This is a genomic window from Microbacterium sp. SD291 (assembly GCF_017355365.1).
Taxonomy (GTDB): Bacteria; Actinomycetota; Actinomycetes; order Actinomycetales; family Microbacteriaceae; genus Microbacterium.
On sequence record NZ_JADIJR010000006.1, the window covers coordinates 123787 to 136063 of the forward strand.

12 protein-coding genes and 1 tRNA gene are annotated in these 12277 nt (G+C 69.1%); 8 read left to right on the forward strand and 5 right to left on the reverse strand.

Translation table 11 applies throughout. The annotated features are described in order from the left end of the window. Nucleotides 1-7 precede the first annotated feature (7 nt). Entirely contained in the window at nucleotides 8-865 is an 858-nt protein-coding gene (locus tag IPV10_RS05530; RefSeq protein ID WP_307861070.1) for a LuxR C-terminal-related transcriptional regulator, read from the reverse strand. 111 nt (nucleotides 866-976) lie between these two features. Between IPV10_RS05530 and IPV10_RS05535 the strand changes: the two genes are divergently transcribed. Next, a complete protein-coding gene (locus IPV10_RS05535) occupies nucleotides 977-1324 on the forward strand; it encodes a DUF485 domain-containing protein (protein ID WP_207481246.1) in 348 nt (115 codons plus the stop codon). Continuing rightward, nucleotides 1321-2958: a cation acetate symporter gene (locus IPV10_RS05540; protein WP_207481248.1), complete on the forward strand. Its 1638-nt coding sequence runs from the start codon at nucleotides 1321-1323 to the stop codon at nucleotides 2956-2958. Before IPV10_RS05535 ends, IPV10_RS05540 begins: the two co-directional genes overlap by 4 nt. A 133-nt stretch (nucleotides 2959-3091) precedes the next feature. Here the strand turns inward: IPV10_RS05540 and IPV10_RS05545 are convergent, their stop codons facing one another. Beyond that, nucleotides 3092-3622, reverse strand: a complete 531-nt coding sequence (locus tag IPV10_RS05545; protein ID WP_207481250.1) for a methylated-DNA--[protein]-cysteine S-methyltransferase — start codon at nucleotides 3620-3622, stop codon at nucleotides 3092-3094. Nucleotides 3623-3809: 187 nt separating this feature from the next. Between IPV10_RS05545 and IPV10_RS05550 the strand changes: the two genes are divergently transcribed. Continuing rightward, on the forward strand, nucleotides 3810-7529 hold the full coding sequence (locus IPV10_RS05550; RefSeq protein ID WP_307861071.1) for an AAA family ATPase: 3720 nt from the start codon (nucleotides 3810-3812) through the stop codon (nucleotides 7527-7529). Beyond that, nucleotides 7513-7722, forward strand: coding sequence for a hypothetical protein (locus IPV10_RS05555; protein ID WP_207481252.1), 210 nt, complete (start codon nucleotides 7513-7515; stop codon nucleotides 7720-7722). The genes IPV10_RS05550 and IPV10_RS05555 overlap by 17 nt, the downstream gene beginning before the upstream one ends. Before the next feature lie 96 nt (nucleotides 7723-7818). On the opposite strand, the gene mscL is transcribed toward IPV10_RS05555, so the two are convergent. Genes mscL through IPV10_RS05570 form a run of 3 tightly spaced genes read right to left on the reverse strand, consistent with a single transcriptional unit; the run spans nucleotide 7819 to nucleotide 9126 of the window. After that, nucleotides 7819-8217, reverse strand: a complete 399-nt coding sequence (gene mscL, locus IPV10_RS05560; RefSeq protein ID WP_207481254.1) for a large conductance mechanosensitive channel protein MscL — start codon at nucleotides 8215-8217, stop codon at nucleotides 7819-7821. 25 nt (nucleotides 8218-8242) lie between these two features. Continuing rightward, nucleotides 8243-8515: an FmdB family zinc ribbon protein gene (locus IPV10_RS05565; RefSeq protein ID WP_207481256.1), complete on the reverse strand. Its 273-nt coding sequence runs from the start codon at nucleotides 8513-8515 to the stop codon at nucleotides 8243-8245. Between the two features lie 14 nt (nucleotides 8516-8529). Further along, on the reverse strand, nucleotides 8530-9126 hold the full coding sequence (locus tag IPV10_RS05570; RefSeq protein ID WP_207481258.1) for a 5-formyltetrahydrofolate cyclo-ligase: 597 nt from the start codon (nucleotides 9124-9126) through the stop codon (nucleotides 8530-8532). Between the two features lie 41 nt (nucleotides 9127-9167). Between IPV10_RS05570 and galU the strand changes: the two genes are divergently transcribed. The 4 genes from galU (at nucleotide 9168) to IPV10_RS05590 (ending at nucleotide 11772) form a co-directional block, all read left to right on the forward strand. Further along, nucleotides 9168-10055 carry a UTP--glucose-1-phosphate uridylyltransferase GalU gene (gene galU / locus IPV10_RS05575; RefSeq protein WP_207481260.1) on the forward strand — a complete coding sequence of 296 codons (888 nt, stop codon included), beginning with the start codon at nucleotides 9168-9170 and terminating at the stop codon, nucleotides 10053-10055. Between the two features lie 48 nt (nucleotides 10056-10103). Further along, nucleotides 10104-10715 carry a GNAT family N-acetyltransferase gene (locus IPV10_RS05580; protein ID WP_207481294.1) on the forward strand — a complete coding sequence of 204 codons (612 nt, stop codon included), beginning with the start codon at nucleotides 10104-10106 and terminating at the stop codon, nucleotides 10713-10715. An 87-nt stretch (nucleotides 10716-10802) separates the two neighbouring features. Continuing rightward, nucleotides 10803-11648 carry a hypothetical protein gene (locus tag IPV10_RS05585; protein ID WP_207481262.1) on the forward strand — a complete coding sequence of 282 codons (846 nt, stop codon included), beginning with the start codon at nucleotides 10803-10805 and terminating at the stop codon, nucleotides 11646-11648. Between the two features lie 51 nt (nucleotides 11649-11699). Continuing rightward, nucleotides 11700-11772, forward strand: a tRNA-Ala gene (locus IPV10_RS05590). Nucleotides 11773-12277: the final 505 nt, after the last annotated feature.

Here is a 12277-nt window from a genome sequence, read left to right on the forward strand (position 1 = left end):
GCACGGCTCAGGGAAGGAGACCCGACCTTCGCGCCTTCGCGACCGCGGAATGACGCGTGGAGGCGTCGAGCTTCGACATGGCGGTGCCGAGATAGGCCTTCACGGTGCCCTCCCGCAGGCCGAGCTGGCCGGCGATCTCGGCATTGGTCGCGCCGAGCGCGGCGCACGCGAGCACGTCGGTCTCGCGGCGGGAGAGGTGCACGGTCGGCACCGGACCGGTGGCCGGCGACACCGTCTCGCCTGCGAGCGTGACCAGGCGGCTCTCCACCTGGGCGATGCGAGCGCGCAGCTCCGCGTCCTCGACGGACGCCGCGATGCTGCGCAGTTCGGCGAAGCTCTCGCGAAGCTCCTCGAGCTGCTGCGGCGCGACGGCATCCTGCGCCGGTGATGCGGAGCGCAGGCGCCGGGCGACCTCGTCGCGGATGCGGAGCTCGTCGGCGACTGACTGGGCGACCTGCATCGCCGGTGCCGTCGTGACGCCGCCGACCGGTGCCTCCTCCCACGCTCCCGCGTACAGCACGCCGCGGGGGCGGCCGCTCACGACGATCGGAAGCGCGAGCAGCGTGCGCAGGCCCTCGCCGAGAACGAAGACGTCGTAGTCGTGCGTGATCTGCTGCGACGACCCGTAGTCGCTGGTCATCCGCGGGCGCAGCTCCATCATCGCCCTGCCGCCGAGCCCGCGCTCCGGTCGCACGCGGAGTCCGTCCAGGCTGTGGGTGCGGTTGCCGACGATGCTGGTGACGCTGACGACGCCCTGCTCGATGAGGCCGCCGAAGGCCACAGGGAAGCGGGTGCGTGTCGCGAGCTCGCGCACCGCGCGCGCGACCAGCTCGGTCTCGGATTCCATGCCGGCCGGTGTGCTCACGGAATACCTACTTTCGGGGGTGACGGCGTGGTTCCCCGTTTCGTAGCGTCGACGTTACCACTCGCCCGGCAATCCCGGAGCGAGCCGTAGAATATGTGGCAAGGAGGCCCCATGAGCGACCAGAACACCGTCGGTACGACCGCGATCGATTACATCGCCGTCGAGGAGTCAGCTCGATTCCGCAGTCTCAAACGCACGCAGCGGTCATTCATCTTCCCGCTCGCGGCATTCTTCCTGATCTGGTATTTCGTCTACGTCCTTCTCGCGGCATTCGCCACGGATTTCATGTCGCAGCGCGTGTGGGGAGATATCACCGTCGGCCTGCTGCTGGGCCTCGGGCAATTCGTCACCACGTTCGCTATCACGATGGGATATGTGGCTTTTGCGAATCGCAAGCTCGATCCGATCGCGACAGAGATCCGTGAAGAACTCGAGAAGGCGCAGGGTGGCCACGCATGATCGATGTGCACACGGCCACTGAGCCGGTCGCGGTCGAGAGCAACCCGATCCTGAACATCTCGATCTTCCTCGCCTTCGTCGCGGTCACGCTGTTCATCGTCATCCGGGCGAGCCGCAACAACAAGACCGCCGCCGACTACTACGCGGCCGGACGCTCGTTCACCGGTCCGCAGAACGGCTTCGCGATCGCCGGCGACTATCTTTCTGCGGCATCGTTCCTCGGGATCTGCGGCGCGATCGCGATCAACGGCTACGACGGGTTCCTCTACTCGATCGGGTTCCTCGTCGCGTGGCTCGTCGCGCTGCTCCTGGTCGCCGAACTGATGCGCAACACCGGCAAGTTCACGATGGCCGACGTGCTGTCTTTCCGGCTCAAGCAGCGCCCCGTCCGGATGGCCGCCGCGATCACGACGCTCGCGGTGTGCTTCTTCTATCTGCTCGCGCAGATGGCGGGCGCGGGCGGCCTCGTCTCGCTGCTGCTCGGCATCGACGGCCGGCTCGGCCAGTCGATCGTGATCGCCGTCGTCGGCGTGCTGATGATCGTGTACGTGCTGATCGGCGGCATGAAGGGCACCACGTGGGTCCAGATCGTCAAGGCGTTCCTGCTGATCGGCGGCGCCATCGCCATGACGATCTGGGTGCTCGCGATCAACGGATTCAGCCTCGACACGCTGCTGGGCGCGGCCGTCGCGAACTCCGACAAGGGCGAGGCCATCCTCGGGCCGGGGCTCCAGTACGGCGCCAACCCCTGGGACTTCCTGTCCCTGGGCATGGCGCTCGTGCTCGGCACCGCCGGTCTCCCGCACGTCCTGATGCGGTTCTACACGGTGCCGACGGCCAAGGAGGCCCGTCGCTCCGTGGTGTGGGCGATCTGGCTCATCGGAGGCTTCTACCTGCTGACGCTCGTGCTCGGTTACGGGGCAGGGGCCCTCGTCGGCGCCGATGTGATCGCGGCCGCCCCCGGCGGACCGAACTCGGCGGCTCCTCTGCTCGCGCTGCATCTCGGCGGTCCGGTGCTGCTCGGCTTCATCTCGGCTGTGGCGTTCGCGACGATCCTCGCCGTCGTCGCCGGTCTGACCATCACGGCGGCGGCGTCGTTCGCGCACGACATCTACGCCAACGTGATCCAGAAGGGTCGGAAGGATGCCGCGGGCAACCCTGTCGAGGCGGATCCGAACGGCGAGGTGCGCGTCGCGCGTCGCACGGTAGTGGTCATCGGCATCCTCGCCATCGTCGGCGGGATCGGGGCGCAGGGGCAGAACATCGCTTTCCTCGTGGCGCTGGCTTTCGCGGTCGCAGCGTCCGCGAACCTCCCCACGATCCTGTACTCGCTCTTCTGGCGGCGCTTCAACACGCGCGGCGCGGTGTGGAGCATGTACGGCGGACTCGGTGCGGCGATCATCCTGATCGTGCTCTCCCCGGTGTTCTCCGGATCGCCCACGTCGATGATCCCCGGTATCGACATCGTGCTCTGGCCTCTGAACAACCCTGGCATCGTCTCGATCCCGCTCGGGTTCGTCCTCGGCTGGCTGGGCACGATCACCAGCCGTCAGAAGGAGTCGCCGGAGCTGGCGGCCGAGATGGAGGTGCGCTCGCTCACGGGGTTCGGCGCCGAGAAGGCGGTCGAGCACTGACGCCTCGCGGTCGAGCGCTGACGCCTCGCGGTCGCGCAGTGACGTCGCGTCGTCACTGACCGCGAAGGAGCACGGGGACCCCGGCGGCCTACTCGCCGGGGTCCCCGTCGTCGTCGGACTGAGTCCTCAGCCCTCAGCCCGCCGGGGCGCGACCCTGCGCTTCGAGATCGAGCAGGAATCGCTTCCGCTCGGGATGCGCGCCGTAGTGCCCCGGCGTCCCGTCCGAGCGCACCACCCGGTGCACCGGGACGATGACGGAGAACGGCGTCAGACGGCAGGCAGTGCCGACGGCCCTCGCGGCGCCGGGGTGACCGGCGAGCACGGCGACCTCGCCGTAGCTGAGGGTCTCGCCCCACCCGATCCCGCTGATCACCTGAAGCGCGGTCAGGGCGAAGCCGTCGGCCAGGCGCCAGTCGAGAGCGACGTGCTCGTCGAAACGCACCGGGGCGCCCTCGAAGTAGTCGTCGAGCAGGTGCGCGAGCTCGTCGGCGGCACCGGGATCGGGCTGGGGCACGGAGTGCAGCTGACGGGACACGCCCTCGAGGAGCCATGGAACGGTGGGATCATCGGACTCGGAGAGGTCGAATCGGACGATCCCCTCGTCGGAGAAGACCGCGAGCGCATCGCCGAACGGCGTCGGCGCGAAGTCGTAGCGGAATGTCATGTCCCCATCCTGGCTCGCGTCGGTCGCCGCAGCATGCCTGGATGACGCGATCGGGGGAGAGCCCGGCGAGATCCGCCGTCGTGGAGGAGAGGTGCACCGACCTTCCGAGGGCTGTTCAGCGGCGGAAATCCGGTGAAACCCGCCCGGGATACCCGTCGAGCGCCAACACGCGCTTAGGGTGTGAAGTGTGTGGCGACGTGATGACAAGGCCGCGGATGCGGAGACGACGGACGCCGCAGTGACCCTCGGAGAGCTGCACGTGTCCCAGACCGGCGTCGAGGTCGCCCATGCCGCAGAGGCCGAGCGCACCCGGCTGCGCGCCGAGGCCGCTGATCTCGGTGGCGCATCGCCCCTGATCATGTTCCGCGACACCGTCGAGTCGGGCATCGACATCTCCAAGGCGCACCCCGGCAGCCTGCCCCAGTTCATCACCGGGAAGTCGACGCTCCTGTCGAACCTCTTCCGCGATGAGGTCGGACTCCGGACCGCGCGGCTCGCCGCCGAGCGGATCACGGCGAAGAACACGGAGCTGCGCACAGTCCGGGGGATCGAGGCCGTGCACCTGGCGGTGGGGGTCGCCGGCTGGCGCATCGGCGGGGCCGACTTCGCGGCACCCGTCCTGCTCCGCCCGCTCGCGATACGCCGCCATCACTCCGACTTCGAGCTGAAGCTCCAGGGCACGTTCGAGGTCAATCCCGAGCTGGTGCGGATCGCCCGCGAGCACTTCGGCATCACGATCGATGCGACCTCGCTCGCCGCACTCGCCTACGACGGCGGCATCTTCAAGCCCCAGCCGGTGATCGACAGCCTCCGCGCGATCACGCGGTCGATCGACACATTCTCGGTGCAGCCGCGCCTGGTGGTGTCGACATTCGCCGAAGTCGGCGGTGCGATGTCCCGCGACAGCGGCGCCCTCGACCACCTGGTGCTCAATGCGCTCGCGGGCCACGTGGGGGATCGGGAGCAGGTCTCGGCCCGACGCCCGGAACCGCACCATACCGGCCCGGACGATCGTGCGCCGGCGTCCGACAATCTCCTGCTCGACGCCGATGCGGAGCAGGAGGCCGTGCTCGCGCGGATCGCCGCAGGGCATTCGCTGACGGTGGCGACTCTGCCCGGCACCGGCGGCACGCAGACGGTGATCAACGCGCTCGGCGAGCTCGTGCGCGCCGGCCGTCGCGTGCTCGTCGTCTCGGCCCGACGCTCGACGCTCGACGGCGTGCGCCATCGGCTCGCCGGCATCGCCCTGGACGGACTCGCCGTCTCGCCCGCGACCGTGCGGCGCGACCTGGTCCGCGCCATCGGCCGGAACGAGAAGGCGACCGCGCCCAGGGTGAGCGACGTCGACGACGCGCTGGTGCGCCTGCGGACCGTGCTGCGCGACTACCGGCAGGCGCTCACCGCCCCTGTCGCCGGTACGAGGGCCTCCGTGCTCGATGCTACTCGCCACCTCACCCGGCTCGCCTCGCTGCCGAATCCTCCGTCGACGACGGCGCGGCTGAGCGCCGAGACTCTGCGCCGCCTCGCGGACGACCGTGCCGCGGCATCCGAGATGATGGCCAGCGCCGCTCGGCTGGGGGAGTTCCGCTTCGGTCCGAACGACTCGCCCTGGTACGGCGTGACGTTCTCGAGCACCGAAGCGGCGCGTTCTGCCCACGAGCTCGCCGGACGCCTGCATTCCAGCAGCGTGCCCGCGCTGCTCGAGCGGGGCTACGCGCTGATCGCGCAGACGCACATGCGCCCGTTCGCCACGATCCACGAACTCGGCGAGTATCTGCGACTGCTGCAGGGCATCCGCGACTCGCTCGACCGCTTCAGCCCGACCGTGTTCGAGCGTCCGCTGGGTGAGCTCATCCAGGCGCACGGCTCCCGCCGCGATTCTCCGGGGATGTCGGGGGCGAACCGCCGTCGGCTGCGCCGGCTGGCGAAGGAGTACGTGCGCCCCGGCGTCCACGTCAGCGAGATGCACGAGGCGCTGCTGCGGATCCAGACCCAGCGCACCCAGTGGCAGCGGTGCGTCGACGCAGGAGTCGCCCCGGAGATCCCGCTCGGGCTCGCCGACGTGTACGTCGCCTGGCAGCGTGCGGAGGCGGAGCTCGCCGAGCTCGACGCGGCGCTCGGCCGGCGCGAGCCGCTCGCCTCGCTGCCGGTGGCCCGCCTGGTGCGGACGCTGGCGGGACTCGCCGCGAAGTCCGACGTCTTCGACAACCTCGTCGAGCGCGCCGAGCTGCGCGACCGTCTCGCCGAGCTCGGCCTCGAGCCGCTGCTCGCGGAGCTCTCCATCCGCCACGTCTCTGAGGCGCAGGTGGGGGAGGAGCTGGAGTTCGCCTGGTGGCAGTCGCTGCTCGAGCGGGCGCTGCAGGACAACCGGGCGCTGCTCGGAGCCAACACCGCAGTCGTCGATCGCCTGGAGCGGGATTTCCGTCTCGTCGACGAGGCGCATGCGGCCATGGCCGGCCCCCTCCTCGCATGGCAGCTCGCGAACCAGTGGAGGATCGCTATCGTCGACGAGCCTGGAGAGGCGCAGCATCTCCGGCACGCGCTGAAGCAGCCGGGCGCGACGACGGCTCAGGTGATCGGTGCGGCTCCGACGCTCGTGAGCGTGCTGGCACCCGTCTGGATCTCCTCGCCGTACCTGGTTCCGGAGATCCCCGATTCGGTCGAGTTCGACACGGTGCTCCTGGTGGATGCGGCGGCGATCAACCTCGCAGAGGCCGCGCCCGCGATCCGGCGTGCACGTCAGGTCGTCGCGTTCGGCGACCCGGTGACGCAGCGTCCTACGCCGTTCCACGTCGCAGTCGACCCGGGCGCGGAGTGGGAGGAGGAGGTGCCGTTCGACGACGTCTCCGTCTTCGAGCGACTCTCGTCGCTCCTCCCCGTGATGACCCTCACCCGCAGCTACCGTGCAGGCGGGGAGGACCTGGCCGAGCTGATCAATGATGCCTTCTACGGCGGTGAGATCGTGTCGCTGCCGTGGGCGGGGTCGTATCTCGGCCGGGGCAGCCTGACCGTCGACTACGTCGAAGGAGGCACCGGAGCCCCCGACCCGGTCTCCGGAGCGGTCGAGAGCCCGGAGGCGGAGGTCGCCAGAGTCGTCACGCTGGTCGTCGAGCACGCGGTGCACCGTCCGGACGAGTCGCTCATGGTGATCACCGCGAGCGCGAGGCACGCCGAGCGCGTGCGCGCAGCGGTCACATCCGCCTTCGCCGGCAGGTCGGACGTCGCCGACTTCGTCGGCCGTGACACCGCGGAGCCCTTCGCCGTCCTCACGCTCGAGGAGTCCGTCGCGGAGAGCCGCGACAGGGTCATCTTCTCGCTCGGATTCGGGCTCACCAAGCACGGCAGGGTGCTCAGCGATTTCGGCGACCTGTCTACTCCCGACGGGGAGCGGCTGCTCACCGTCGGCATGACGAGGGCGCGGCGCTCGATGGTCATCGTGTCCTCGATCCGGCCGTCCTCGTTCGACGACGGCCGCCTCGAGTACGGTGCGGCCACCCTCATGTCGATTCTCGGCGGGCTCGCGGCTCGTGCGCGCGATGCGCGCCTCGAGGATCTCGCCGACCCGCTCACGCTCGCCCTGGCGAGAGAGCTGCGCCGGCTCGGCGCTTCGGTGGACGTCGACTACCGCGGACTGCTGCCCCTGGTCGCCCAGCACGACGGCAAGGCCGTGGTGATCGAGTCGGACCCCGAGTCGCGCGGCGAGTCGCTGCGCGAGACGCTGCGCCTGCGCCCGCATGTGCTGCGCCGTCTCGGCTGGCACTACGTGCGAGTGCACGCCTTCGACCTGTACAGCGACCCGGCGACCGCCGCCACCAGGATCGCGGCCGTGCTCGGCATCTCGGCATCCGCCCCGCGGGCCGAGGAGGACACTCAGCCGATCGAGATCATCGATGCCGGCGACGAATGACGGCGAGCGCCGGCAGAGCGTGATCCGTGTGCCCGGCTCCCGTCGCGCACGGCTGACTCCCGCACCGGGGACGGACCCGGAGCCGGAGACCGGCGTCGTAGACGGGCAGGCGGATACCGCGGCATCCGCTGCGCCCGCAGACCGGGGGCCGAACGACGACAGGCTGCGTCAGGACGTGCCTCCGCACTACTGAGCGGATCCGCAACCGGGTGCGGTCGCCCGACATACGAGAGACGCACGGCCCCTCGAGTGAGGAACCGTGCGTCTCGGATGCGATGAGAGGATGTCGTCAGACGCTGCGCCGGGAAGCGAGCAGGTCGCGGATCTCCACGAGCAGCTCGGCCTCTGTGGCCGCGGCCGGCTCCTCTTCCGGGGTGCCCTTCTTCGCCTCGGCCCGCTCCTTGAACTTGTTCATCGGGAAGATGAAGGCGAAGTACACGACGGCTGCGACGGCGAGGAAGTTGATGACAGCCGCGATGATCGCACCGAAGCCGAAGCTGGCGCTGCCGACGGTGACGACGAGCGCGGTGCTCAGGCTCTCGGCGTTGAACAGCAGACCGATGAGCGGGTTGATGAGCTGCTCGACGATGACGTTGACGATCGCTGTGAAGGCTGCGCCGATGACGACTGCGACTGCCAGGTCGATGACATTGCCGCGGAGGATGAACTCCTTGAATCCCTTGATCATTGGAACTCCTGATTCAGTTCAGGCCTCAGGATGAGGCCGGCGCCGACGCGGTTGCCGGTTTGGCGCTGGTCGTCGAGTCCGACTTCGATGATGCCGAATCCGTCTTCGATCCGCCAGATTTCGCCCGCGAGTCGGTCCGATAGAACCCGGATCCGTTGAAGGTGACCCCGATCGATCCGTACTGTTTGCGAAGGGCGCCTCCGCACTCGGGGCAGACGGAGAGAGCGTTCTCGGAGAAGCTCTGCACGGCGTCGAACTTGTGTCCGCACGACGTGCAGGCATAGGCATAGGTGGGCATGGCGTTCCTCGGTGTCAGCGTCGCGTGTGCGACAGGATCAATGTCTGCGTCGGGGTGACGACGCCGGTCACCGGCTGATCGTGCACCTCCCGAGGCAGGGAGTCGAGTATCTCGGAATCATAGATGACCGCGTAGACCGGCGGGCACTTCTCCATCGAGCCGAGCGTCTTGTCGAAGTACCCGCGGCCCCAGCCCATGCGCATGCCGGTGCGATCGACGGCCGCGGCCGGGATGATCATGAGCTCGACGTCGTTGACGGCGATCGGTCCGAGGACCTCGCCGGTCGGCTCCGGGAGACCGAACATGCCCTCGGCGACATCGCCGTCAGCCGTGGCGACCGCCCAGTCCAGCAGGCCGTCGGCGCGGGTCACGGGCAACAGCACTCGGATGCCGCGCCGCACGGCCCTGGTGACGAACTCCCTGGTGCCCGGCTCGGTCGTGCTCGAGAGGAAACAGGAGATGGAGCGGGCGCCGAGCGAGTCGACCAGCTCGTCGAGTCTCTCCCCGATCGCGGACGCCGCGCTCTCGCGCTGCGCCTCGGACAGCAGGCCGCGTCGTTCGCGGAGCTCCGCGCGCAGCGCGCGCTTCGCGTGTTCGACCTCGTTCGACATGGCTCGAGTTTACGGGGAGCGGCCACAGGTAGGCTGAGAGGATGAGCGACCACAAGATCAAGGCTGTCATCCCCGCGGCAGGACTGGGTACGCGATTTCTGCCCGCGACCAAGGCGATGCCCAAGGAGATGCTCCCGGTCGTCGACAAGCCGGCCATCCAGTACGTCGTCGAAGAGGCGGCGGCTGCGGGCATCGACGACATCCTCGTGATCATCGGCCGCAACAAGAACGCGATCTCCAACCACTTCGACTCGGTGCCCGAGCTCGAGGTGAAGCTCATGGAGAAGGGCGACACCGGACGCCTCGCGCGGGTGATGCAGTCGAGCGACATCGCCGACATCCACTTCGTCCGCCAGGGCGAGCCGAAGGGTCTCGGACACGCCGTGCTGCGTGCACGCACTCACGTCGGAGACAGCTCCTTCGCGGTCCTCCTCGGCGACGACCTGATCGACGAGCGCGACCGGCTGCTCACGGAGATGATCGCGGTGCACGAGCAGACCGGCGCGGCCGTCATCGCGCTGATGGAGGTCGACCCGGCCAACATCCAGATGTACGGTGCGGCTGCCGTCGAGCCGATGGAGGGATCGGATGCCGTCCGCGTGACCGGCCTCGTCGAGAAGCCCGCGCCGGCGGACGCCCCGTCGAACCTCGCCGTGATCGGACGCTACGTGCTTCCGCCCGCCGTCTTCGAGGTCCTCGAGCGCACCGAGCCGGGCAAGGGCGGCGAGATCCAGCTGACGGACGCGCTGCAGGAGCTCGCGACGGCCGCGGACGGCCCCGGGGTGGTCGGGGTCATCTTCGCCGGCCGCCGCTACGACACCGGTGACCGCGTCGACTACATCAAGGCCATCGTGCAGCTCGCCTCGGACCGCGACGACCTCGGTCCCGAGCTGCGCCCGTGGCTGAAGGAGTTCGCGGAGCGCCTCTGAGGCGCCGACGCGTCGGGCTGAGGGGCACGGATGGAGCTGGGGACGGGCATGCGGCACGGACCGATCGAACTGCGCCTGATCCGCACTCGGGACGCACGTCCGCTCCAGCATGAGCTGGTGACCAACCGCTCCTGGCTGCAGCCGTGGGAGGCGACAGTCCCCTACGGTGCAGTGTCGTTCGACATGCGGTTGAGCATCCGTCGTCTTCTTCAGCAGTACCGGGACGGCAGTGGCTATCCCTTCGTGATGGAGTACGACGGCGAGATCGCCGGACAGCTCAACGTATGGGGCGTGGCACGGGGTTCGCTGTGCTCAGCGACGATCGGCTACTGGGTGAGCGAGCGGTTCGCCGGCAGGGGGATCACGCCGACCGCGGTGGCGATGGCGACCGATGCGTGCTTCACCGAGTACGGACTGCACCGCATGGAGATCTGCATCCGTCCGGAGAACGCCGCGAGCCTCCGGGTGGTGCAGAAGCTCGGCTTCCGTTACGAGGGACTGCGCCGGCGCTTCATCCACATCGATGGCGACTGGCGCGACCACTACGTCTTCGCGCTGACCAGGGAGGACGCCCCGCAGGGCGTACTGGCCCGTTGGCTCAGCGGACAGGTTCCTCCCGAGGCGGCAAGCATCCCGCCATCCGACCGTCTCACGCTCTGACGCCGAGGCTGCGACGGCCCCGAACTCGTCGCGACACGCGCCGCCGCTGAGCCCGATCGCTCGGACTGTTCCCGTACCGTTGTCGACATGGATGGGCCGGTGCTGAGCGGAGGAGTGATCGTCCTCGTCGCCGTGCTCCTGTGGATGCTCTATCTGCTGCCGTCGTGGCGCGGACGCTTCCAGTACAACGCCGCCGAGCGCAACGCCGTCCGTCTCAACCAGGCTCTTCGCGTGCTCGCGGAGACGAGCGAGGCCCCGCAGGAGGTTCGTCTCGAGCTGAACGCGCGCACGGCCTTCGCGCAGCAGAAGCTGGCGAGGCGAGTGCAGTCCGAGCGGGAATCCGCTGAGCTCGCGCTGCTCAGGGAGGAGCTGGCCGCGACCCGCGCCGATCCGGCCGTGCGCCAGGCGCGAGCGCGTCGGCGCGTCCGCGCGGCAGCGACGGCGGTCCTGGTGGCGGGGGTCGTGCTGACCGGCTTCGGCGTGTGGCAGCTCATCTCGGTCGGTGCGCAGCCGATGCTCTGGGCTGGGGCCGCGTCGATCCTCATCGCCGGCGTGACGCTGCAGCGCATGGCGAGCGTCGCGATGCGCGCGGCACGCGGACGTGCACGGACCGTGGCGCCTGCAGCGCCGCGCGTCGCGCCGGAGCTTCACGATCAGGGCAGGGCGACCTGGACCCCGCGGGCCCTGCCGGAACCTCTCGTCTCGGTCAGCGGATCGCGTGCGCAGACGGCCAGGGCGGAGATCGACGCCAAGGAGCAGCGTCGCAAGGCCGCACGTCTCGCCGAGCTTCGTGAGCGTGCAGAGCAGATGACGCCGCCGGCACCCGCACAGCTCCCGGCGGCGTCGACCCCCTACTCGAGGATGGGATTCGTCGACGACGCGGAGATCGAGGCGCACGTGAGGGAGATGCTCTCCCGTCGCGCCGCCGGGTGACCCGGTCGGCGCAGCGACGTCGTCGGGCGTGATAGCGTAGACGACGTTCAAGGGCCTATGGCGCAGTTGGTAGCGCGCCTCGTTCGCATCGAGGAGGTCAGGGGTTCGAATCCCCTTAGGTCCACGGAACTTCAAGAGAATCGGGTCCCCGGCGAAAGCCGGGGGCCCGATTCTCTTTTCTGTCCTGAGGGCGGCGCCGTCTCATCGGCATGTGCCGGCGGGACGGCGATCGGGGAGTGTGCGTACTCGACCCGGCTGTACAGGCGGGGAACGCCGTATTTCCGCGGGACGAAGGGAAGCGGGCGGGCGCGACACGCCCGGCCGGGGGCCATGATTTGCCGGTTCCCCCGGATCCGCGTAACTTATTACTTGTTCGCCCCACAGGGAAGCGGAGAGGCCAAGTGCCTTACCCCCCTCAAGCGGAGAGCCACCTCCACTCGATCAGCTCCTCGGAGCAGATCGCAGACATACTTCTGTCTGACATGGAGCATCCACCCCGGAAAGCGTCGATTTGACAGCGACTCCGGAACGGATAAGCTAGTGAAGTTGCCTCGGCGCCTTGAGCGCCGGACAGCAGATCTGGTTCTGAGCCTTTCGGCGTGTCGATTTGACAGCCTGAATGACACAGA

What these genes read in the sequence shown, in the direction of transcription:
- IPV10_RS05535 (WP_207481246.1), top strand. Translation starts at nt 977, where the DNA reads ATGAGCGACCAGAACACCGTCGGTACGACCGCGATCGATTACATCGCC.
- IPV10_RS05540 (WP_207481248.1), top strand. Translation starts at nt 1,321, where the DNA reads ATGATCGATGTGCACACGGCCACTGAGCCGGTCGCGGTCGAGAGCAAC.
- IPV10_RS05545 (WP_207481250.1), bottom strand. Translation starts at nt 3,622, where the DNA reads ATGACATTCCGCTACGACTTCGCGCCGACGCCGTTCGGCGATGCGCTC.
- IPV10_RS05555 (WP_207481252.1), top strand. Translation starts at nt 7,513, where the DNA reads ATGCCGGCGACGAATGACGGCGAGCGCCGGCAGAGCGTGATCCGTGTG.
- mscL (WP_207481254.1), bottom strand. Translation starts at nt 8,217, where the DNA reads ATGATCAAGGGATTCAAGGAGTTCATCCTCCGCGGCAATGTCATCGAC.
- IPV10_RS05565 (WP_207481256.1), bottom strand. Translation starts at nt 8,515, where the DNA reads ATGCCCACCTATGCCTATGCCTGCACGTCGTGCGGACACAAGTTCGAC.
- IPV10_RS05570 (WP_207481258.1), bottom strand. Translation starts at nt 9,126, where the DNA reads ATGTCGAACGAGGTCGAACACGCGAAGCGCGCGCTGCGCGCGGAGCTC.
- galU (WP_207481260.1), top strand. Translation starts at nt 9,168, where the DNA reads ATGAGCGACCACAAGATCAAGGCTGTCATCCCCGCGGCAGGACTGGGT.
- IPV10_RS05580 (WP_207481294.1), top strand. Translation starts at nt 10,104, where the DNA reads ATGCGGCACGGACCGATCGAACTGCGCCTGATCCGCACTCGGGACGCA.
- IPV10_RS05585 (WP_207481262.1), top strand. Translation starts at nt 10,803, where the DNA reads ATGGATGGGCCGGTGCTGAGCGGAGGAGTGATCGTCCTCGTCGCCGTG.